Annotated in this window: 18 protein-coding genes and 1 pseudogene; 11 read left to right on the forward strand and 8 right to left on the reverse strand. The window is 48.8% G+C overall.

Annotated elements, in window-relative coordinates; translation table 11 throughout:
* The first annotated feature begins 169 nt into the window (after nt 1-169).
* Nucleotides 170-1273: an ABC transporter ATP-binding protein gene (locus WA279_RS12575; RefSeq protein WP_336155525.1), complete on the forward strand. Its 1104-nt coding sequence runs from the start codon at nt 170-172 to the stop codon at nt 1271-1273.
* Nucleotides 1274-1305: 32 nt separating this feature from the next.
* On the opposite strand, the gene WA279_RS12580 is transcribed toward WA279_RS12575, so the two are convergent.
* The gene (locus tag WA279_RS12580; protein ID WP_336155526.1) at nt 1306-2172 is read right to left on the reverse strand and encodes an endonuclease I family protein; all 867 of its coding nucleotides are present in this window, start codon (nt 2170-2172) and stop codon (nt 1306-1308) included.
* Between the two features lie 81 nt (nt 2173-2253).
* A pseudogene (locus tag WA279_RS12585) lies at nt 2254-2374 on the reverse strand (hypothetical protein); the annotation flags it as partial.
* Nucleotides 2375-2618: 244 nt separating this feature from the next.
* On the opposite strand from WA279_RS12585, the gene allC reads away from it, so the two are divergent.
* From allC to pucE, 7 genes are all read left to right on the forward strand, one after another.
* Complete coding sequence (allC, locus tag WA279_RS12590; RefSeq protein WP_336155527.1) at nt 2619-3857, forward strand: allantoate deiminase; 1239 nt, start codon at nt 2619-2621, stop codon at nt 3855-3857.
* 16 nt (nt 3858-3873) lie between these two features.
* Entirely contained in the window at nt 3874-5124 is a 1251-nt protein-coding gene (gene pucG, locus WA279_RS12595; RefSeq protein WP_336155528.1) for a (S)-ureidoglycine--glyoxylate transaminase, read from the forward strand.
* Nucleotides 5125-5350: 226 nt separating this feature from the next.
* Nucleotides 5351-6343, forward strand: coding sequence for an XdhC family protein (locus WA279_RS12600; RefSeq protein WP_336155529.1), 993 nt, complete (start codon nt 5351-5353; stop codon nt 6341-6343).
* Entirely contained in the window at nt 6340-6957 is a 618-nt protein-coding gene (gene pucB, locus WA279_RS12605; RefSeq protein WP_335387399.1) for a xanthine dehydrogenase accessory protein PucB, read from the forward strand. The genes WA279_RS12600 and pucB overlap by 4 nt, the downstream gene beginning before the upstream one ends.
* Nucleotides 6954-7787, forward strand: a complete 834-nt coding sequence (gene pucC / locus WA279_RS12610) for a xanthine dehydrogenase subunit C (protein ID WP_335387397.1) — start codon at nt 6954-6956, stop codon at nt 7785-7787. The genes pucB and pucC overlap by 4 nt, the downstream gene beginning before the upstream one ends.
* Complete coding sequence (gene pucD, locus WA279_RS12615; RefSeq protein ID WP_336155530.1) at nt 7788-10025, forward strand: xanthine dehydrogenase subunit D; 2238 nt, start codon at nt 7788-7790, stop codon at nt 10023-10025.
* Entirely contained in the window at nt 10016-10537 is a 522-nt protein-coding gene (pucE, locus tag WA279_RS12620) for a xanthine dehydrogenase subunit E (protein ID WP_049139625.1), read from the forward strand. The genes pucD and pucE overlap by 10 nt, the downstream gene beginning before the upstream one ends.
* A gap of 205 nt (nt 10538-10742) precedes the next feature.
* Here the strand turns inward: pucE and yuzJ are convergent, their stop codons facing one another.
* The 6 genes from yuzJ to pucR all read right to left on the reverse strand — a co-directional run bounded on the left by yuzJ (nt 10743) and on the right by pucR (nt 17510).
* Nucleotides 10743-10874, reverse strand: a complete 132-nt coding sequence (yuzJ, locus tag WA279_RS12625; RefSeq protein WP_038829787.1) for a YhzE/YjcZ family sporulation protein YuzJ — start codon at nt 10872-10874, stop codon at nt 10743-10745.
* Between the two features lie 407 nt (nt 10875-11281).
* Complete coding sequence (gene uraH, locus WA279_RS12630) at nt 11282-11626, reverse strand: hydroxyisourate hydrolase (RefSeq protein WP_044052460.1); 345 nt, start codon at nt 11624-11626, stop codon at nt 11282-11284.
* Nucleotides 11626-13110 (reverse strand): factor-independent urate hydroxylase, encoded by a 1485-nt coding sequence (gene pucL, locus WA279_RS12635; protein ID WP_336155531.1) that lies wholly within the window; start codon nt 13108-13110, stop codon nt 11626-11628. Before pucL ends, uraH begins: the two co-directional genes overlap by 1 nt.
* 12 nt (nt 13111-13122) lie before the next feature.
* Nucleotides 13123-14415 carry a uric acid permease PucK gene (gene pucK / locus WA279_RS12640; protein WP_336155532.1) on the reverse strand — a complete coding sequence of 431 codons (1293 nt, stop codon included), beginning with the start codon at nt 14413-14415 and terminating at the stop codon, nt 13123-13125.
* A 5-nt stretch (nt 14416-14420) separates the two neighbouring features.
* Entirely contained in the window at nt 14421-15770 is a 1350-nt protein-coding gene (pucJ, locus tag WA279_RS12645; RefSeq protein ID WP_336155533.1) for a uric acid permease PucJ, read from the reverse strand.
* Nucleotides 15771-15914: 144 nt separating this feature from the next.
* Entirely contained in the window at nt 15915-17510 is a 1596-nt protein-coding gene (pucR, locus tag WA279_RS12650; protein ID WP_014477890.1) for a purine catabolism transcriptional regulator PucR, read from the reverse strand.
* A 174-nt stretch (nt 17511-17684) separates the two neighbouring features.
* Here pucR and WA279_RS12655 point away from each other — a divergent pair, with 174 nt between their 5' ends.
* From WA279_RS12655 to WA279_RS12665, 3 genes are all read left to right on the forward strand, one after another.
* Nucleotides 17685-19025 carry an allantoinase gene (locus WA279_RS12655; RefSeq protein ID WP_336155534.1) on the forward strand — a complete coding sequence of 447 codons (1341 nt, stop codon included), beginning with the start codon at nt 17685-17687 and terminating at the stop codon, nt 19023-19025.
* A gap of 96 nt (nt 19026-19121) precedes the next feature.
* A complete protein-coding gene (locus WA279_RS12660) occupies nt 19122-19469 on the forward strand; it encodes a YunG family protein (RefSeq protein ID WP_336155535.1) in 348 nt (115 codons plus the stop codon).
* A 37-nt stretch (nt 19470-19506) separates the two neighbouring features.
* The gene (locus WA279_RS12665; RefSeq protein WP_003243895.1) at nt 19507-20355 is read left to right on the forward strand and encodes a DUF72 domain-containing protein; all 849 of its coding nucleotides are present in this window, start codon (nt 19507-19509) and stop codon (nt 20353-20355) included.
* Nucleotides 20356-20366: the final 11 nt, after the last annotated feature.

A 20366-nucleotide genomic window follows, 5' to 3' on the forward strand; every position in this document is an offset into this window, starting at 1 on the left:
TTTTAACCTATTATTTATATTATAATGTATTATGACGTTATAATACAAATTTACATTTTTTATTTTAGAAATATAGCAAAAATGGGAATCGATTACTCTAAAAATAACAGAAAGACCAAGTTGTTTCCAGTGACGAAATAACGGGTCAAAAGATAGGGGGACTTTTCTGATGGCTTCATTAACATTTGAACACGTCAAAAAATCATATCACTCACAATTAACCGTGAAGGACTTTGATTTAGATGTAAAGGATAAGGAGCTTTTGGTGCTGGTGGGGCCGTCAGGATGCGGAAAATCAACAACGCTGCGGATGGTGGCTGGATTAGAAAGCATTTCTGAAGGAAATCTTCTTATTGATGGGGAGCGGGTCAATGATCTTCCGCCGAAAGAACGTGATATTGCGATGGTATTCCAGAACTATGCGCTTTATCCGCATATGACGGTTTTTGATAATATGGCGTTTGGATTAAAGCTCAGAAAGATGGCGAAACAGGAAATTGCCGAGCGGGTTCATGCGGCAGCCAGAATTTTAGAAATTGAACATTTGCTGAAGAGAAAACCGAAGGCGCTCTCCGGCGGGCAGCGGCAAAGGGTGGCGCTTGGCAGGTCGATTGTGAGGGAGCCGAAGGTCTTTTTAATGGACGAGCCGCTTTCTAATCTGGATGCAAAACTAAGAGTGACGATGCGGACAGAAATCAGCAAGCTGCACCAGCGATTAGAGGCAACGATCATTTATGTCACGCATGACCAGACCGAAGCAATGACAATGGGAGATCGGATTGTCGTCATGAATGAAGGGGAAATTCAGCAAGTGGCGAAACCTCATGACATTTATCATTACCCGGCCAATTTGTTTGTCGCAGGCTTCATTGGCTCTCCTGGGATGAACTTTTTGAAAGGCATCATAGAACAGCAGCATGGCGAGCTGTTTTTCACAAATTCTTCAATCCGGCTTCATATTCCTGAAGAAAAAGCAAAGCGGCTGAAGGAAAAGGGATATGCCGGAGAACAGATGATTGCCGGTGTACGGCCGGAGCACATCACACAAATGACAGGAAATGACCAGTTGTTTGATTCAGTGTTTCAAGCGAAGGTGGAGGTGAATGAAAATCTGGGCTCGGAGCTCATAGTGCATGTCATGGCTGGGGACGAGCGGCTCAAAGTCCGCCTGGACGGAAACACGCGAATCGATGCAGGCGATTCAATCCAGCTCTCAGTGAAAATGGACCACGTTGTCTTTTTCGATACGGAAACGGAAGAGGCTGTGTATTAGAAAAAGGTGCTCCTAAAAAGGAGCACTTTTTCTTACGGCCAAATTTCATCCGCCCATTCAGGGTGGTCGATAAATGGATTGCGGTTGTGCTGATATTTTTCATAAATGATTTCATTTCTTTTCCGCTCGCGGTCGTCAACCGGATCCTGCTTATTCCATTCGAGCAGGACAGATTGTTTGCCATGATAAGGAGCTGAGCCGTTGCCTGTCTTATCATTAAGCTCAAGATCAGGATAGCCGTCATCACCCTCGTAACGGACAGCCATGTAAAACAGCATGCGGGCAACATCGCCTTTCACATCATCGCGGGGCTCCCATGAATCGCCGTCATAATAATTTCCGGGTGCCTTCGCATATTCAGTGCCGCCATTGTCAAAATCCATATTTCCTCTGGCGCTGTTCACTTGAACATCAGCCGGGCGCAAATGATGAATATCAGTACCAGGTCCCTTGCTCGTACCAAAATCGCCATGGGATTTCGCCCAGACGTGCTCGCGGTTCCAATCGCCGACATTCCCGCCGTTCAGGTTTTTGGACCGCGATTCTTTCGTATAGAGCAGGATGACGTTATTCGGATTTCTCGGATCTTCATCCGTTTCTTTCAGCGCGTTCCACACTTCGCTGTAGGACAGCATCGTGTGTCCGCTGATAATACGGTGCAGGGTGCTTTTTAGCGAGTCTCCTGTTTTACCTTCAGCCCCTTCATAATAGGTATCTGTGTCAGCATAGGGTGCAGCGGGGGCGGCTAATGAGAGAAGGCTTCCTGTTTCTGAAGGGGAAGACGCCAATCGGTCATTGAGGCTTAATGCGGTTTGCGCGCTTGCTGAAGCTGCCGGCGCAAGCCATCCGGAAATCAGTAATACACAGACGAGCGGCAGAAACCATGCTTTTTTTGTCATCACTTGCCCTCCTTTTATCAGATCATGTCTATTATCTAAAATTGAAATAAAGGATAGAAGTGTCATTTTGTATATTTTTCATTAAAATTGTAAATTAGTCCCTTTGGAGGAGGCGGAAATCTCCTGTTCCCATATCTTTAGGTCCTGTTTTTTGCGAGATGCCGGCATTTCCGTTTTCATCCGTACCGCAAACATCGCCTCTCCGGCAAGCTGAGCTTGTTCATATGAAAGGCATTTTGACCCTCTCTTTCGCTCTTGCTGGCTCTCTTCCTTACCGTGTTTTCTTTTGACCTTTACATCAAAATAGTTGTGACATGTAGGGTGAATCTGGTTGCTGGATAGATACTGTGACTAAAAAATCAACGTTTTTTTGGTTAATCTGTCAATGAACTATCATGTTCCTCCTTCTATAATGAAGTCACCATAGCGGCCAGAGGGGGGAGTACATGGAAAAGCAGAAGCTTTCAGTAAAAAACAGCATCACAGATTATATTGAATGGCTCGCCCAATACGGTGCGTCTGCGAATGGCGGCGTAACGAGGCTTTTATACACAAAAGAGTGGATGGACGCACAGCTTGCTGTGAAAACGGAAATGTCTTCTTTCGGGCTTGACACAAGATTCGACGATGTCGGCAATGTGTTTGGAAGGCTTTCGGGCACCCAGTCTCCGGATGAAGCCATTGTAACCGGTTCACATATCGATACTGTCATCAATGGGGGAAAATACGACGGCGCCTATGGTATTCTGGCGGCAATGCTTGCGATAAAGCGGCTCAAAGAGACATATGGAGCGCCGAAAAAAACACTCGAAGCGGTATCCTTATGTGAGGAGGAGGGCAGCCGTTTTCCAATGACCTATTGGGGATCAGGGAATATGACGGGTGTTTTTTCATTACAGGATGGAGCAGAGCCAAGAGACCAATCAGGAGTCTCGCTGCAACATGCGATGTATGAGTACAGTTTTGGCAAAGGTGTGTTTCAGGCAGCATATCGAACAGATATCAGCGCTTTTGTTGAGCTCCATATTGAACAGGGACAGACATTGGAAATGTCAGGACGGGATCTCGGGATTGTGACAAGCATTGCGGGGCAGAGGCGATATCTCGTCACGCTGGAGGGGGAATGCAATCATGCGGGAACCACCTCCATGAAATGGCGCAAGGACCCGCTCGCAGCCAGCAGCCGTATCATTCATGAGCTGCTGCTACGGTCGGAGGAGCTGCCGGAGGAGCTCCGTCTGACATGCGGAAAAATAACGGCAGAGCCCAATGTAGCCAATGTCATACCGGGCCGCGTCCAGTTTTCAATCGATATTCGCCATCAGCATCAGCATGTGCTGGAGCAGTTTCATCAAGACATGATTGCTTTAATCGACGGCATTTGCCTTCAAAAAGGAATTCGCGCCGTGATTGATGAATATATGCGGATAGAGCCTGTGCCGATGGACGAAAGGCTGAAGGCTGCGGCTTTTGAAACAGCATTAGAAAACGGCTTCAGCTGTGAGGAAATGGTGAGCGGAGCAGGGCATGACGCGCAAATGATCGGAAGGCGCTATCCTGCTTGTATGCTGTTTGTGCCAAGCCGAGGCGGCGTCAGCCACTCACCGAAGGAATATACGTCAGCCAGACAGCTTGAAATCGGTGTCCGCGCACTGACTGATTTATTATACAAACTGGCTTACTGATAAAGGAGGAATGGCTGTGTCAGGCAGAAGAGAATTATGCACCCCGTTAAGAACGATTATGACGCCGGGGCCTGTTGAGGTTGATCCGCGTGTATTAAGAGTAATGAGCACCCCGGTTGTCGGCCAATTTGATCCGGCGTTTACAGGTATTATGAATGAAACGATGGAGATGCTTCGGGAGCTGTTCCAAACAAAAAACCGCTGGGCATACCCGATTGACGGCACTTCACGGGCGGGAATTGAAGCAGTGCTGGCTAGTGTGATAGAGCCGGAAGATGATGTGCTCATTCCCATTTACGGCCGTTTCGGTTATTTGCTGACTGAAATCGCCGAGCGATATGGGGCAAATGTTCATATGCTTGAGTGCGAATGGGGAACGGTTTTTGACCCGGAGGACATCATACGGGAGATAAAAAAAGTGAAGCCGAAAATTGTGGCAATGGTGCATGGAGAAACATCGACAGGACGGATTCACCCGCTGAAAGCGATCGGCGAAGCCTGCCGCACCGAGGATGCATTGTTTATTGTCGATGCAGTCGCAACGATTGGGGGCTGCGAGGTTAAAGTCGATGAATGGAAGATTGACGCTGCCATCGGCGGAACGCAAAAATGTTTGTCTGTGCCTTCAGGAATGGCGCCGATTACATATAATGAGCGGGTGGCGGACGTGATTGCAGCCCGCAAAAAGGTGGAGCGCGGGATTGCGACACAAGCTGACAGGGAAGCACTTTTGGGAAATCGGCCAATCACAAGCAACTACTTTGATTTGAGCCAGCTTGAGGATTATTGGAGCGAAAGACGGCTCAATCATCATACAGAAGCGACGACGATGCTGTACGCCTTACGTGAGGGAGTCAGACTGGTGCTTGAAGAAGGCCTTGAGGCGCGTTTTGAGCGGCATCGGCACCATGAAGCCGCATTAGCAGCAGGGATAAAGGCAATGGGGCTAAGATTGTTTGGAGATGACAGCTGCAAAATGCCTGTTGTCACCTGTGTCGAAATTCCCGGCGGCATTGACGGCGAGTCTGTCCGTGACATGCTGCTGGCACAATTCGGGATTGAAATTGCCAGCTCATTCGGCCCGCTCGCAGGGAAGATCTGGAGAATCGGCACGATGGGGTACAGCTGCAGAAAAGAAAACGTGCTATTCGTGCTTGCCGGGTTAGAGGCTGTGCTTCTCAGACATAACGCAGGAATCGAAGCAGGAAAAGCGCTCCAAGCAGCGCTGGATGTGTATGAAAACGCTGGCCGCCAGGCAGCGGTGTAAAGAAAAGCTTGCGGAACTCCGCAAGCTTTTCAGATATGATTTCGTGTTTTCTCCAATCTGATTTTCTTCGTTTGACTCTTTTTACAAATCCTCTTTCTATGTGTTTCATTTTCTGACAAATCATGAGTCATTTTTTCTTCCATCGTCTATTCTTTATACAAGTTACCTATAAAATCACGCTGAACTAGTTGTTTCTCACGGCAATTTTCGAGAGGAGGATGCGGCATTGGGGAATTTTCACACGGTGTTAGACGCGCTTCTGGAAGACCAGGAGGGGGCTGTGCTGGCGACCATTGTTCAGGTTGAAGGCTCCGCATATCGAAAAGCAGGTGCTTCTATGCTCTTTAGGAAAAATGGCAAGCGGATTGGCTTGCTGAGCGGCGGGTGTGTGGAAGAAGATGTATTCCAAAGAATCAGTTCGCTGGGCGAACAGCTCACATCAACGCTGATCCCCTACGACATGAGGGCGGAGGACGATCTTTCTTGGGGCATGGGAGCCGGATGCAATGGCATTATCCATGTTCATGCGGAGCGAATCACTCAGGAAAAAAGGCGGCACTATGAGAAAGTGAGAGACTGCCTTCATTCAGGCAAAGCTGTCACTTCTGTTATAAAGATTGAATCCTCCCATTATTTATTTCTGACGGAGAACGGGCATTTTGGCAACTGGCCGGACGCGCCTCTGCAAGATATTCAACGTACTGTTTCAACGCTTCATTTACCGCATTTCGATCCACCCACTAACATGTTTATTCAGCGAATTGAACCGAAGCCGCGCCTCATTCTGTTTGGGGCGGGACCGGATACTGTACCGCTGGCCAATTTGGCGGCTGACACAGGGTTTTCTGTTATCGTGACGGATTGGCGGCCCGCTTATTGTACATCCTCTCTTTTTCCAAAAGCGGATCAGCTGATTACCGCTTTTCCGGAACAAATGCTTAGCAAATTTCAATTTTTTCCGCATGATGCAGCTGTTGTGGCAACCCATCATTATCAGCACGATCAAACGATCATCAACTTCTTATTTTCTCAAAACCTCCATTATATTGGACTGTTGGGTTCGGCAAACCGCACGAAACGGCTGCTGAACGGAAAACATTCTCCGTCTCACTTTTACAGTCCGGTCGGGCTGAAAATCGGTGCGGAAGGTCCAGAGGAAATTGCGGTAAGTGTAGTTGCAGAAATCATTCAAACAAGAAAACGGATAGCGGTTGTATGAGAAGCCCCTATCTGATCGGCGTGTTTCTCGCTGCCGGCAAAAGCAGAAGAATGGGCCAAAACAAGCTAGCTTTGCCGCTAAAAGGAGAAAACATCGGCTCACTTTCCTTGAAAACTGCTCTGTCGTCCCGCCTTGATCATGTGCTGATCGTCGAGCGGACAGAACATGCCTCCCTTGAGTGGATAGGAGCGCCGTATCGCGCTCCGCCTTTTCAAAAACGCTGGAGCCTGCACGTTTGCCAAGACGCAGAAAAGGGTCAGGGGCATTCAGTCGGCAGCGGGGTGAGAAAAGCAGAAAGCATGGGGGCGGACGGCGTTGTCATTTTGTTAGCCGACCAGCCTTTTCTTTCCGTTGATCATCTCAATGCCCTTGTGGCACTGGCCCCTGAGTCATTTGCCGTGTCATCGTTTTTAGGGGCGTTCATCCCGCCAATTTACTTCTCATCGGCTTGTTTTCCTTATGTAAAGGGGCTAAAGGGAGATGAAGGGGCTCGCAGGCTCCTGAAAAGCGGACAGCTTGGAGCAGGTGCGGTTTTGGAGGCAAAGGGAAGCGGCGAGTTGGACGATATTGATACACCAGAGGAATATGACATGGTAAGGAGGGTGATGGCTTGAACGGCCAAGTGACTAAAGCAAGGATGAATATTCAATTGTGGAGGCCGTCAGCGCTTGATGAGGCCTATTCGCTTTTGCAGCAGCTTGCTCCGGATGTATGTGCCGCATCGGGAAGCACGCTGCTTCAGCTTCAGTGGGACAAAGGAATTTTGCCGAAACAGCACCTTGTCAGCCTTGAAGGGATTGACGAGATGCGAGGGATCAGCGCCAGTGACACCCACGTGTCGATCGGGGCACTCACATCACTGAATGAATGCAGAAAGAACCCTTTGATCAAGAGAGCGCTTGGCTGTTTCAGTGACGCTGCTTCCGCTGTCGCTGCACCGGGGATTCGCAGCCGTGCCACGATTGGCGGCAACATAGCGAGTAAAATCGGTGATTTCATTCCGCTTCTGCTTGTGCTTGGTGCTGAGCTTATCGTATATCAAAAGGAGCTAATCAGGCTGCCGCTTGGCGCTTGGCTCAGTGAGGAAGACTTTAGAACGGCTATCGTCACGCGTGTCATCATCCCGCGGGCGGAGGGAGAGCGTGTATTTTATCACAAGCTTGGAAGGCGCCAGGCTTTTACAGGAGCGGCTGCTGTTGCAGCTGGACGTTTTTTGAAAGACGGCGGCATTCGCCTCGCCGCTGGCCATGCCGATATCACTCCTAGGAGATTATTGGACAGCGAAGCGAAATGGATGGCACCAGGGTGGGACCCGCATGAGCTGTACAAAACACTTATCCATGAGCTGCCGTTTTCCTCAGATGCTTTTATGTCAGCGGCATACAGAAAAAAAGTTGCTGCCAACGTCATCATGGCAGAGCTGATGGCTGAGGGAGGGGAATAAATGATCATCAACAAACCGTCAAGAGTCAGGCCGGATGGAAGGGGAAAGGTCACAGGGGAATTGAAATATATGACCGATCTCAGCTTTCCAGGAATGCTGTATGGCAAGGTGCTGAGAAGTGCTTATCCTCATGCAGAGATTGTGTCGATTTGCACCATAAAAGCTGAGAAAATGGAAGGCGTGCAGGCCGTTGTCACACATAAAGACGTTCCGGGCGTAAACCGATTTGGCATTATCATCCCTGATCAGCCGGTTTTATGTGAGGACAGGGTGCGGTATGTCGGGGATGCGATCGCCGCAGTTGCTGCGGAAACGGAAGAAATCGCGGAAGCGGCGCTGGAGCTGATTCGAGTTGAGTATAAAGAGCTGGAAGTTATGGATTCACCAGAAAAAGCGCTTCGGCCGAATGCGCAAAGACTGCATGAGGACGGGAATATCCTGCACCGCGCATTTTTTTTAAACGGCGATGTGGAAGAAGGGTTTCAAGCATCTGACACAGTCCTTGAAGAAACCTATGAGCTGCCGCGGCAGATGCATACGTATATGGAAACGGAGGGAGGCGTAGCCGTTCCGGAAGACGACGGGGGTTTTACGATGTATGCAGGAACCCAGCACGGCTATAAAGACCGTTTCCAGCTTGCCCGTATTTTTGACATTCCTGAAGAGAAAATCAGGATTGTGTCAAGTCCGATGGGCGGCTCGTTCGGAGGGAAGGATGAGCTGAATATTCAGCCGTATGCCGCGCTTTTGTCACTGAAAAGCGGACGCCCTGTCAAAATCCATCAGACACGAAAGGAATCTGTACGTTCTGGCATTAAGCGCCATCCGATGAAGATTACGATAAAAACGGGTGCGGATCATTCGGGAAATCTATTGGCGCATGACGTGAAAATTGTGGCGGACACAGGCGCATATGCTACGCTCGGACCGGCTGTTCTTGATTTTTCTGTCGAGCATGCCGCGGGGCCGTACCGTATTCCGAATATCCGGACTGAAGGAATATCAGTATTTACGAACAACGGGGTGGCGGGGGAATTTCGGGGCTTTGGCGGCAACCAAATCACATTTGCTCTCGAAACCCATCTCGATCGTCTCAGCGGCATGCTCGGCATCGACCCGCTCGAGCTGAGAAGAAAAAATATCAGAAAACCGCATGACTTGGGGCCTCTTGAGCATCGGATTGCACCGACTGACGGAGCGGCACAGGTGTTGAATGCCATATCTAAATCTCCCATTCTTACAAGAACCAGCCGGAACTGCGGGTATCTGCAAAGAGGCACGGGAACGGCAATTACAATGCACGGCGGCGGGCTGGGGTTTGGCCGAATGGATGCGGCAGGAGGCCGTTTGTCTCTTTCGAGTGAAGGCAAAATCACAGCATCGTTCGGATTTGAAGAATGCGGACAGGGGATTCTAGCAGCGATTGAACAGATTGTCATGGAGGAGTTAGGTTGTGCCGCAGAGGATATTTCCATTGTTATTGGGGATACCGCAAAAGTGCCGAAGTCAGGCTCCTCCACAGCATCCCGCGGCACAAGCATGGTGTGGCACGCGATCCAGCGTTTGAAGAAGCCGTTTCTATCTCAGTTGAAAAAACGGGCGGCAGAATGGAGCGGCTGTTCAGCGGAAAACCTTATTCCCGGCGCTGCAGGCTTGCGTGACAAAAACACAAAGGCGCTCGTAGTTACGTATAAGGAGCTGGCTGAAAAAGGCCCTTTGGCAGAGGAAACGGCCTTTGACTTTCCAACAACGCCTGACCCTGTGGTGGGCGGCCATTTCCTCTACTCATTTGGAGCGGCTGCCGTTGAGGTGGAGGTAGATCTGTTAACAGGCGAAGTCAAATTGATAGATTGTGAGCACGCTATTGCGGCAGGTCCGGTTGTCAGTCCGCAGGGATATCGAGGTCAAATTGAAGGCGGCGCTGCCATGGCACTCGGCTATACGCTGATGGAGGAAGCGAAAATGACGGACGGCCGTTATGCTGCGGAAAATCTAGATCACTATTTGATCCCTGGAGTCAAAGACGTTCCTAACATGAAGGTGATCGCAATAGAAGAACTAATGAAGGGTGATGCATATGGACCACGCGGTGTTGGCGAAATTGGAACGATCGCCATCACTCCGGCGATTGTAAAGGCAGTACATGATGCGGTCGGATGCTGGATAAACAAGCTGCCAATTTCAAGAGAAGAGCTGCTTGAAGCGATAGACAGAAAGGGGCTGAAGCAATGGACGTAAAAGAGGCCGGGCCATTTCCTGTAAAAAAGGAACAGTTCCGGATGACTGTGAATGGGCAGGAGTGGGAGGTTGCTGCCATTCCTACGACACATCTGAGTGACTTGCTTAGAAAGGAATTTCAGCTGACCGGGACAAAGGTGTCCTGCGGAATCGGCCGCTGCGGAGCCTGCTCTATTTTAATCGACGGAAAACTGGCCAATGCGTGTATGACCATGGCTTATCAAGTGGACGGCCACTCCATTACAACAATCGAGGGCGTACAACAAGAGGAACTGGATATCTGCCAAACCGCTTTTCTGGAAGAAGGAGGCTTCCAATGCGGCTACTGTACCCCAGGAATGATAATTGCGCTTAAAGCACTGTTTCGGGAAACCCCTCAACCTTCTGACAAAGATATAGAAGAAGGGCTGGCGGGGAACTTGTGCCGGTGTACCGGGTATGGCGGGATTATGCGGTCAGCTTGCAGGATTAGAAGAGAGTTGAACGGGGGTAGTCTGGAGTCCGGCTTTTAAGAGCCGGACTTTTTTAGCCTCAGTCAGACAGCGCGATCAAGACGCAGAAGCGTTGTGGGAAAACACACGATAAATCTCGTAGAACTTGACAGCTTCTGGATTAGAAAATGATTAGTGAATCCATAGCAAAGACGCCATAAAAACTTCTTATGGCGTCTGTCGGACAGGGAGGTGTTGGATACGGCGGAGGCAAGGAAAGTTAAACTTAATAATTAAAGATAGCTGCTCCAACAATGATCAACAAAATGAATAGCACCACGATCAAAGCGAAGGAGCTCCCGAAACCGTTTGAGTAACCAGAGTTTCCATTGTATCCACCAGAATTGTAGAATCCCATAAGGTCACCTCCTTTAGTGGAGATAGTATAAGATATGCCAAACGATCATTTTCGACATAGATTTAAGTCTAAAAAAGAAAAAATGAATATTTTGTCTAAAGGTGTAAGAGAGAACGCATTATCAAAACGATTAAAACCGCAGCAATTGTCTTCAAAGTATTTTTTCGTTATAGGATTAGAAAAGGGAGCTTCGCTGCTAAGAGCTGACTTATTAGTTTGAAACCTCAATATTTATAAATGAAAGGACTACAGGATGTTTTTCTCGTAGGGAATTATTCTGGAAAATATTGGTGAATGTTTATTCAAGCTGTTGTTTCACTAAGCGTGGGATTACTGCAAGTACTGTCCTAGGATCAAAAGTTTATTGAAGTGCAAATAGAAGCCCGCCTCACCGGCGAGATTCCTCCTTAGCTCCCCCTATACACCTGATAACCAAAAGGCGACAGCAAGAGCGGGATATGATAATGTGCATCTGGATCTGCTAGCTGAAAACGGACGGTGACTATGGTTAAAAACGGCTGGTCGACCGTATTCACGTTTTTATTCGCAAAATAGTCTCCTGCATGAAATTCCATCACATACTCTCCGGACACCAGCTCTTCACCAGCCAGCAGAGGGACATTGACTCTGCCGTCATTGTTAGTGTAAACCTCTTTCAAAATACTTTCGCCCAGCCGCTTCAATTCAATTTTTACGTTCGCCGCTGGTTTGCCGCTGGTTAAATCTAAAATATGGGTTGTCAGTTTTCCCATCAGGCTTTCAGGCTCCGACATTTTTCAGCGGCTTTCTGTTTTTCTTTCTCGGCGTCTTCTCTTGTCACGGTAAAATATTGGAAACCGTATGGCGGGCGCGGTTCGGTGTAGACTTTTCCTTTTGAGCCCGGGATTTCTTTGACAACCGTATCCCACGTGTGATTTTGAGATTGGAAGCTGACATCAGTGAGCTGCGGGAACCTCGCTAATATTCTGCAGCCGATATGATAGATTAGGTTTTGGATTGAAGGGGTTTCGAGCTCGTGAAAAACGGTGCTCGCTAAGTCGCGGACTTGTTCAGCCGCAACGTAGCGGGCTGGATCAAAAGCGTATGCGTCATTGGTATTTTCATATTGCCAGCTGATGTTTAAATAGACAAACAGCGGGCGGTTGCCGTCTTCCGGGAGAGTCGTATATTCGTCCCGGATGAAGCCGACGAAGGAGTTGCCGCTCACCTTGACGAGCTGAAGATCCATGATTTCGCTGTATTGCTCGGTAATCGTTATGGTATTCCCGCTTCGTTCTGCTTTCAGCACAGAGCGGCTTCGTTCATTACGCGATCTTCTGAAGACGAGGCGGCTTGTGCTGAGCTCTTTCTCCTCGTATGCAGGCATTGCTTCAAACGGAATGTCTTCGCCAGTCAGAGTGATCGTGTCCATATGAGAATAAGTATCTAAAAATCGGTGAGCTACATAGTGTAGGAACCCCTCGGTTGTCGTTCCTTCATAGGATGCGAGATGGCGCTGGATAAAGTTTTTCATTGAATCCGTTGCCACGACGAGAGTGTTGTCTCCGTCTGTAAATGATGGCAGGAAGGCTTCTCCGCCAATTTCGCATGTCACATCAACGCCGACAACGGTATTATCTCTTCCGGCAAAAGATGATTCCGGGATTTGCTTCACTCCAGTGAGCGGTTTTAAATACGTTCGGTATGCAAATACATTTCCTTTGCCATAAGACATGGTTCTTTTCATTTGCGTCTCTCCTTTTTCAGTGATGATGTCAGCCAGACGAAAGCGGGCGATTCGGTAAATTTCTATAAGGGCCTGCTGGAACTCCGTTTCTCGTTCGCTCTCAAGCCTTGCCAGCAGGGCTTGGTGAATGTCCTGTTTCGTCTTTCCCTTCACCGCTAAAATAAAAGGAAAGCCGAAGCGATCATAATAGTGTTCATTCAGCATGAGAAACTCCTCGTATTCCTGCTGTTCTAATTTGCCGAGCCCTGCGTTCTGCTGCTCTCGTACCGAGTCATCGCTCATTGTTTTCTTTGTTCCGAGCCGGGGATGCTTTTTGATTAAATCAAGCTGTGTCTCGCGATCCGCAGCTTTTACAATGCCAGTCATTTTGCGGTGAAGATCAGAAAGGGACGAAAACGGCCGTAGTGCTGCGGATCTCTCCGCAATCCATGAAGAGTGTTCAAAAATAGAGCCAAGTGTGTCTGTCAGTGTTTGTGTGTCCATTTGGTTCAGGTCATCCATTGTGAACATTGGCATCTTCCTTTACGTTTTTATGTCTGCGCTATTCGGCTGTTTGGTTTGAAAAAAAGCGTGCAGTGCAATGGCCGTCAAACTGCCGATCACAATTCCGCTTCCTGCCAAGACAGAGGCCGCGCCCGAAAGAGATGAAAACAACGCGGGAACTGTTGTAGCGCCAAGCCCCAAGCTGACGGAAGAGGCGATAATCAGCAAGTTGCCTTGCGAATCAAGGTCAACGCTGGATAGCATTTTGATCCCGTAAGAAATGACCATGCCGAACATGACGATCATTGCGCCGCCGAGAACTGGGGTGGGGATCACTGTTGTCAGGGCCGCTGCTTTTGGAACCAGCCCGATCGCGACCAGTATGATTCCTGTGATGGCGATGACGTTGACACTTTTCATCTTTGAGAGCTGAACGATGCCGACATTCTGCGAGAAAGCTGTATAGGGAAACGCGTTAAATAAGCCGCCCAGCAAAATCGCAAGGCCTTCTGCCCGGTAGCCTTTTTCCAGATCCTTCTCCGACAGCCTGCGGTTTGTGATATCAGCGAGGGCAAAATAAACGCCTGTCGATTCAACGAGGCTGACAATCGCAACGAGAAGCATCGTGACAACAGCCGGCAGCTCAAAGGTTGGCGGTCCGAAATAAAACAGAGACGGAACATGAAGCCAAGACGCCTCCAAAACCTCAGAAAAATCGACCTTTCCCATGAAATATGCAGCCGCTGTTCCTGCGATAAGACCGAGTAAAATCGCTATGGAGCGGATAAAGCCTTTAAAGAAATAAAACAGCAATAAGATAAAAGCTGTGACGCCAAACCCGAGGAGCACGTTGTCGAGTGAGCCGAATTCTTTGCTTCCTTCACCTCCGGCCAGGTTATTCATTGCCGTTGGAATCAGGCAGATGCCGATGATCATGACGACTGATCCGGTTACGACAGGCGGAAAAAAACGGACAAGCTTCCCGAAGAAGCCCGCGGCTAAGACGACAATCAGTCCTGCGGCGATAATGGCACCATATATCGCTGGGACACCGTAAGTGCTTCCGATGGAAATCATCGGGCCGACTGCGGTAAACGTGCATCCGAGCACAACGGGAAGGCCGATGCCGAAATATCGGTTTCTCCAGAGCTGCAAAAGAGTTGCCGCCCCGCACATAAACAAATCAATCGCGATTAAATACGTCAGCTGCCCCGCATTCAGCCCGATCGCTGCTCCGACGATCAACGGAACGAGAATGGCTCCCGCATACATGGCAAGCATGTGCTGAAGCCCCAGCATCATTAGCTGTAAGGCATTGTGCTGTTCCTTCATCTTTTTTACACCTCTTTTTCTAATGCGAGTGTATGTTCTAATACCGGAAGTTCTGTTTGCTGTGCTGTTAATTCTTTTTTGTCGCGCAAGCTGAAAAATAGATTCAAAAAGATGGCGGTCAGGCTTCCAGTGATGGTGCCGTCACTGACCAGAATTCTAATCGGAGCGGGGAATTCAGCAAAAATCCCGGGGGCCGTGCTGGCGCCGATGCCGAGTGCGATTGAGCATGCGATGGTCAGGAGGTGGTATTGATTTTTGAGATCCGCTGTGCTGAGCATTTTGACGCCGGAGGCAATCACCATGCCGAACATGACGACGGTCGCGCCGCCAAGTACAGCAGCAGGAACGGCAGATGCAAGGGCGGCAATCTTCGGAATCAGTCCGAGACAGACAAGGATACAGCCTGCGGTAACGACGATGTTTCTTGTTTTCACTTTGGTCAGCTGCAATAAGCCGGCGTTTTGTGCAAAGGTATTATAAGGAAAGGCATTGAACAGCCCGCCGATGAGAATGGCGATTCCTTCCGCTCGATAGCCTTTGACGAGATCTTTGTCAGTTAAAGGTCTGCCGCATATCTTTCCGATTGCGTAAAAAACGCCGGTTGATTCCACAATAATGACGATTCCGACGATCAGCATCGTTAAGATCGGACCGATTTCAAACGCAGGGGCTCCGAAGTAAAAAGGCTTCGGGATTTGGAAGAACGGTGCTTCTGTAACAGAAGAAAAGCTGACTTTGCCCATGATCGCTGCTGTCGCTGTTCCGGCGGCGATGCCGATCAGAACGGACAGTGTTCGGGCAAATCCTTTGAGAAAGCGGTTGAGGACTAAGATCAGAACAAGGACACCGACAGAGAGAAGAAGGTTTTCGAGCGAACCGTATTCGGGGTTGGCGCTGCCGTTTATTTTTTCGCCGCCAGCCATATTTTTCACACCTGTCGGAACAAGTGAAAGGCCGATCAAGGTCACAACGGTACCTGTTACGACAGGAGGAAATAACACAGTCAGCTTGCCGAAAAAACGCGCAAACAAAAAGATGAACACACCGGCCGCGATGATGGAACCGTAAATCGCGTGAATGCCGTAATTGCTGCCGATTGCAATCATCGGGGTGACGGCCACAAATGAACTGCCAAGCATGACGGGAAGCCCGATGCCGATGTATGCTCCGCGCAAGGTTTGCAAAAGCGTCGCGACGCCGCATGTTAACAGGTCAATCGCCAATAGGTAGGACAGCTGTTCAGTTGTTACATTCAGCGCCCTGCCGACAAGCAGGGGCACCAAAATCGCACCTGCATACATGGCGAGCACATGCTGCAGGCTAAGCGTAAACACCTTAAACGATCTTTTTTTCACTATAGTCCCTCCCTGTATGTGAACTTTAGTAACATGATATCGTGCCGATCGAGGGGTGTCATTGGATACAGTAGCTGAAAAAGACAGGTGTGATTGCTGAAAGTGACGAAAAATGATTCGTTTTGTAATAAAATGTAACAAACATTAGCTGATCAGCCGCTGCATACGTAATGCAAGCCGCAAACGCATCGTTGTTTCAGGATCTTTTAAGCTTTTCCCCAGAAGCTCTTCGCATTTTTCAAGGCGGTATATGACCGTATTGCGATGAACGTACAGACGCTTTGCCGTCTCTGAAATTTGGCAGTGTGTCTCTAAATAGACGGAAAGCGTATGAAGCAGGCTTTGATCCTCCTGCTGTTTTTCAGCGAGGCTCTGAAGCGTGGAGTTGTAAAATTTCTTCAAATCCTCAACCGGGAGCAAGCGCAGAAGCTCAGGCACATCTTTGGCGTGATACACCTGGATAAATGCGGTGCTTCTTGACAAATGCCCCGATTGCAGAGCATCAGAAGCTTCTGTGAAAGCGTCGGGAACATCAATGAGCTTTTGGCAGATATTGCTGATGCCAAAGGACACGGTTCGTTTAAATTGAGCGCTGACCTGTGTTTGAAACTGTTCTAAAAAGCTGATCACCGAGGCGTGCATTTCACTCCAGCTGTCTGTCGCTTCGATTAGAATAATGCCGACATTTCCTTTCATAAAGAAGTGAGGCGGAAACGGGAAGGCTGATAATTCACCTTCAAGAAATTCGAATACGCTGTCGGAAGCGAGCTGATTTTCTGTAAAGCTGATTGATTCGTCATTGCGATCGAGTTTGCCGGCAATGCACATGTATTTTTGATCCCATCGCAGCTTGAATTCTTTCGCCCGGTTTTTGATTTCGTCATCTGAAGAAAAGGACCGCTCAATAAAATTGTTGAAAAACTCATTGCGGGCCCGCCGGCTGAACTGCTTCAGCGCATTTTCCTTCAGCAGTTCAAAGGAAATGACGTTGGCCGCTTGTTCAATCGTGAGGATCAATCCTTTGTCGCCGGCCTGCACCATGTCCGGTATCAGCAGGTAGCCGCAGTTTTTTTCGTGATTATAAATAGGCAGGACAGAATATGTTTTCTGATCTGAGATTGTAGAGAAACAAGTGAAAAATGGCCCGGATACGGTATTCAGAGTGCCTTTCAGCTTTTCGGTCTCAACTGAAATCTGATGAGACGCAGACAGCATTTTGGCATGCTGGTCAAGCAGCAGCACGGGAAGCTGAAGGAGGTCTGACACCTTTTTGAGGAGGGATTGCAGCCCCTTGCCGCTCATAATGTGGTTTGTGAATTTTTTGTGCGCGTAAATGGCTTGCTGCAGCTCGTTAGAACGCATATCGAGAATATGGCTGAGTGTGGCATTCACAATATCGCCGAGTCGGATGTGTTCCGGAAGCTCAATGATCGGAAACGCATATGAATCGGCCAGTTCGATGATTTCCTTCGGGATATCTTCCAGATAGCGCTTTGTTTTAATGCCGAGGCCCGCGCAGCCGCGTTTTGCCATTTGCCGAATCAGTTCAGATAATTGATGCGGGTGATCCTTCAGGTGATAGGCGGTGGTGACGAGCAATTCATTCTTGTGCAAAAAGTCTGCGATATCCGGAGCGTCCATCATATTGACATGCTGAACCTCTCTTTCCCCTCCTGCTTTTCCAGCGATTAAATTGGCGTTTTCAAAAGCCGGTATTTTCATCACATCAAAAATATTCATAGCGCATTCTCCTTTTCTATAAAAACATTGGTTAAGGTGAATAATTTTCAATAGGAATTCTAGCGGTTTTGCTGATGTAATACGATCATAGTAGCAGTAAACTGTTGAAAATAGAACTGGTTGTGTTACATAAACTGACATGAAAAATCGTCATCCTGACATGGGGGGATCAATATGGCTTACGATATGGTGATAAAAGGTGCGAAGGCAGTTACGCCAGATGGCGTTATAGAAGCTGAGATTGCAGTTCAAAACGGTGTCATTGCCGAGATAGGTTTTGACATTGAAGCAAGCGGGACGGAAATCATACAGGCAGACGGGAAATACGTGTTTCCTGGTGTGATAGACTGCCATGTTCATTTTAATGAACCGGGCAGGGAGGATTGGGAGGGGTTTGAAACAGGTTCTCAAATGATGGCCGCAGGCGGTTGCACCACCTATTTTGATATGCCGCTCAACTGTATTCCGTCAACCGTGACGGCAGAGCATCTTCTCGCAAAAGCTGAGCTAGGCAGACAAAAATCTGCCGTGGATTTTGCGCTATGGGGCGGCCTTGTGCCAGGCCATATCGAGGACATCCGTCCAATGGCTGAAGCGGGAGCGATCGGGTTTAAAGCGTTTTTATCAAAGTCAGGCACTGATGAGTTCCGCTCTGTTGATGAACGGACATTGCTCAAAGGTATGGCAGAAATCGCGGCTGCAGGAAAAATCCTCGCTCTTCACGCAGAAAGCGACGCGATCACAAGCTACTTGCAGATGGTTTTGGCCAATAAAGGAAAGGTGGACGCGGATGCGTACGCCGCCTCACGCCCGGAGGAAGCAGAAGTTGAAGCGGTGTATCGCACGATTCAGTATGCGAAGGTGACAGGCTGTCCGGTTCATTTTGTCCATATCAGCACGGCGAAAGCGGTCCGGCTGATCAGAGAGGCGAAACAGGAAGGTCTTGATGTTTCGGTTGAAACATGCCCGCATTATGTCTTGTTCAGCCATGACGATTTACGGCAAAGGGGCTCTGTCGCAAAATGCGCGCCTCCGCTCCGGTTACGTCAATCAAAAGAGACGCTGATCGAGACGCTCATTGCCGGGGACATTGACATGGTTTCCTCAGACCATTCCCCCTGCCGTCCATCCTTGAAGCGGGAGGATAACATGTTTTTATCATGGGGCGGAATCAGCGGCGGGCAGTTCACTTTATTAGGAATGCTGGAACTGGCGCTTGAGCATCAGATTCCGTTTGAAACCATCGCAGAATGGACAGCGGCGGCCCCTGCAAAACGATTCGGCCTTCAGAAAAAAGGGCGGCTTGAGGCGGGGTGTGATGCAGATTTCGTGCTCGTCAGCATGGAGCCGTACACTGTTACAAGAGAATCGATGTTTGCAAAGCATAAAAAAAGCATTTACGAAGGACATACATTTCCCTGCAGCATTTCGGCCACTTACAGCAAAGGCCGGTGCGTGTACAATGATGGGGAAAAAATCACTGAAATTGACGGAGCTCTGGTCGTTCCTTCGTAAGCCCGGCGGATTTTACCGCCGGGTTTTTTGATTTCCTCCGTTCTAGTTTTTAAAATCTCATCAACGTGGTATCTTTTTTTAAAGGAGGCGGAGGCAATGGAACATGTCAAATACATACTTAAGCAATCCTGGTCGCGCCATTCGAGCTCTAAATGGACGGAAGAATGCCCGTCATGCGGCCAATGCGGCGTGACGGCATTGGTGATTCAAGACCATTTCGGCGGCACGATTTTCAAAACAAAAGTCGGTGAGAGCTGGCATTTTTACAACAGCATCAAGGGTGTGATGTACGATTTTACGAGTGAGCAGTTTCAGGCGCCTATTGAATATCAGCATATTCCTTCCTCAAGAGAAGAGGCGTTTTTAGATACGAATGAGGAACAATATCAGCACCTTCGTTCTGCATGTTCCCGCCATATGAACAGCATTTCCGAGGAAACCTGAAAACACGTGTGATAAACTGGAAGAGAGGTGAATGAGTGTGATTTATATTGGACTGACGGGGTGGGGGGATCATGACAGCATCTATCCGCCGAAAACGGCCAGCCAGAAAAAATTGCAGGCCTATTCCTCCCATTTTCCGATCGTGGAATTAGACGCGAGCTTTTACGCGATTCAGCCGGCGCGCAATAATGAAAAGTGGGTGAAGGAAACGCCCGAAACCTTCCAATTTATCGTGAAAGCATATCAGGGCATGACAGGGCATCAGCGCGGCGAAATTCCCTTTGACTCAAAAGAGGAGATGTTTGATGCGTTTAAGGTGTCTTTAACGCCATATTTACATAGCAATAAGCTCGCCATGGTGCTGTTTCAATTTCCGCCGTGGTTTGACTGCAAGAAGGAGAATGTCGCCTATTTGAGATGGTGCAAGCACCAAATGGGAGATATTCCTTGCGCGCTTGAATTCAGAAACCGTTCCTGGTTCTCGCCGCCATTTTATGAGCAGACGCTTTCATTTATGAAAGCGGAAGGCTGGATTCACAGTGTCTGTGATGAACCGCAAATCGGAGAAGGCAGCGTTCCGACCGTGTTGCGCGCGACCGATGAAAACAAAACGCTCGTCAGGTTTCACGGACGCAACAAGCAGGGCTGGATGAAGCCTGATGGCGGGAAAAACTGGCGGGAGGTCAGGTACTTATACCGCTACAACCAACAGGAGCTGGAGGATTGGAAAAAGCACCTGAATGAATTGCAGCAGCAATGTAAGGATGTTTTTGTCCTGTTCAACAATAATTCCGGCGGTGACGCTGCGGATAATGGCAAGCAGATGCTTGAACTGCTTGATATCGAGTACAGCGGACTTGCTCCGAGACAGCTCGATTTATTTTAGAAAAGAGGTTT

The sequence above is a fragment of the Bacillus sp. 204(2023) genome (genome assembly GCF_037027505.1).
GTDB lineage: Bacteria > Bacillota > Bacilli > Bacillales > Bacillaceae > Bacillus > Bacillus subtilis.

Coding starts and splice junctions, on each gene's coding strand:
- allC (WP_336155527.1), top strand. CDS start 2,619: ATGGAAAAGCAGAAGCTTTCAGTAAAAAACAGCATCACAGATTATATT.
- pucK (WP_336155532.1), bottom strand. CDS start 14,415: ATGAAGGAACAGCACAATGCCTTACAGCTAATGATGCTGGGGCTTCAG.
- WA279_RS12580 (WP_336155526.1), bottom strand. CDS start 2,172: ATGACAAAAAAAGCATGGTTTCTGCCGCTCGTCTGTGTATTACTGATT.
- pucR (WP_014477890.1), bottom strand. CDS start 17,510: ATGAATATTTTTGATGTGATGAAAATACCGGCTTTTGAAAACGCCAAT.
- pucB (WP_335387399.1), top strand. CDS start 6,340: ATGAGAAGCCCCTATCTGATCGGCGTGTTTCTCGCTGCCGGCAAAAGC.
- WA279_RS12575 (WP_336155525.1), top strand. CDS start 170: ATGGCTTCATTAACATTTGAACACGTCAAAAAATCATATCACTCACAA.
- yuzJ (WP_038829787.1), bottom strand. CDS start 10,874: ATGGGATTCTACAATTCTGGTGGATACAATGGAAACTCTGGTTACTCA.
- pucD (WP_336155530.1), top strand. CDS start 7,788: ATGATCATCAACAAACCGTCAAGAGTCAGGCCGGATGGAAGGGGAAAG.
- pucL (WP_336155531.1), bottom strand. CDS start 13,110: ATGTTCACAATGGATGACCTGAACCAAATGGACACACAAACACTGACA.
- WA279_RS12655 (WP_336155534.1), top strand. CDS start 17,685: ATGGCTTACGATATGGTGATAAAAGGTGCGAAGGCAGTTACGCCAGAT.
- WA279_RS12660 (WP_336155535.1), top strand. CDS start 19,122: ATGGAACATGTCAAATACATACTTAAGCAATCCTGGTCGCGCCATTCG.
- uraH (WP_044052460.1), bottom strand. CDS start 11,626: ATGGGAAAACTGACAACCCATATTTTAGATTTAACCAGCGGCAAACCA.
- pucE (WP_049139625.1), top strand. CDS start 10,016: ATGGACGTAAAAGAGGCCGGGCCATTTCCTGTAAAAAAGGAACAGTTC.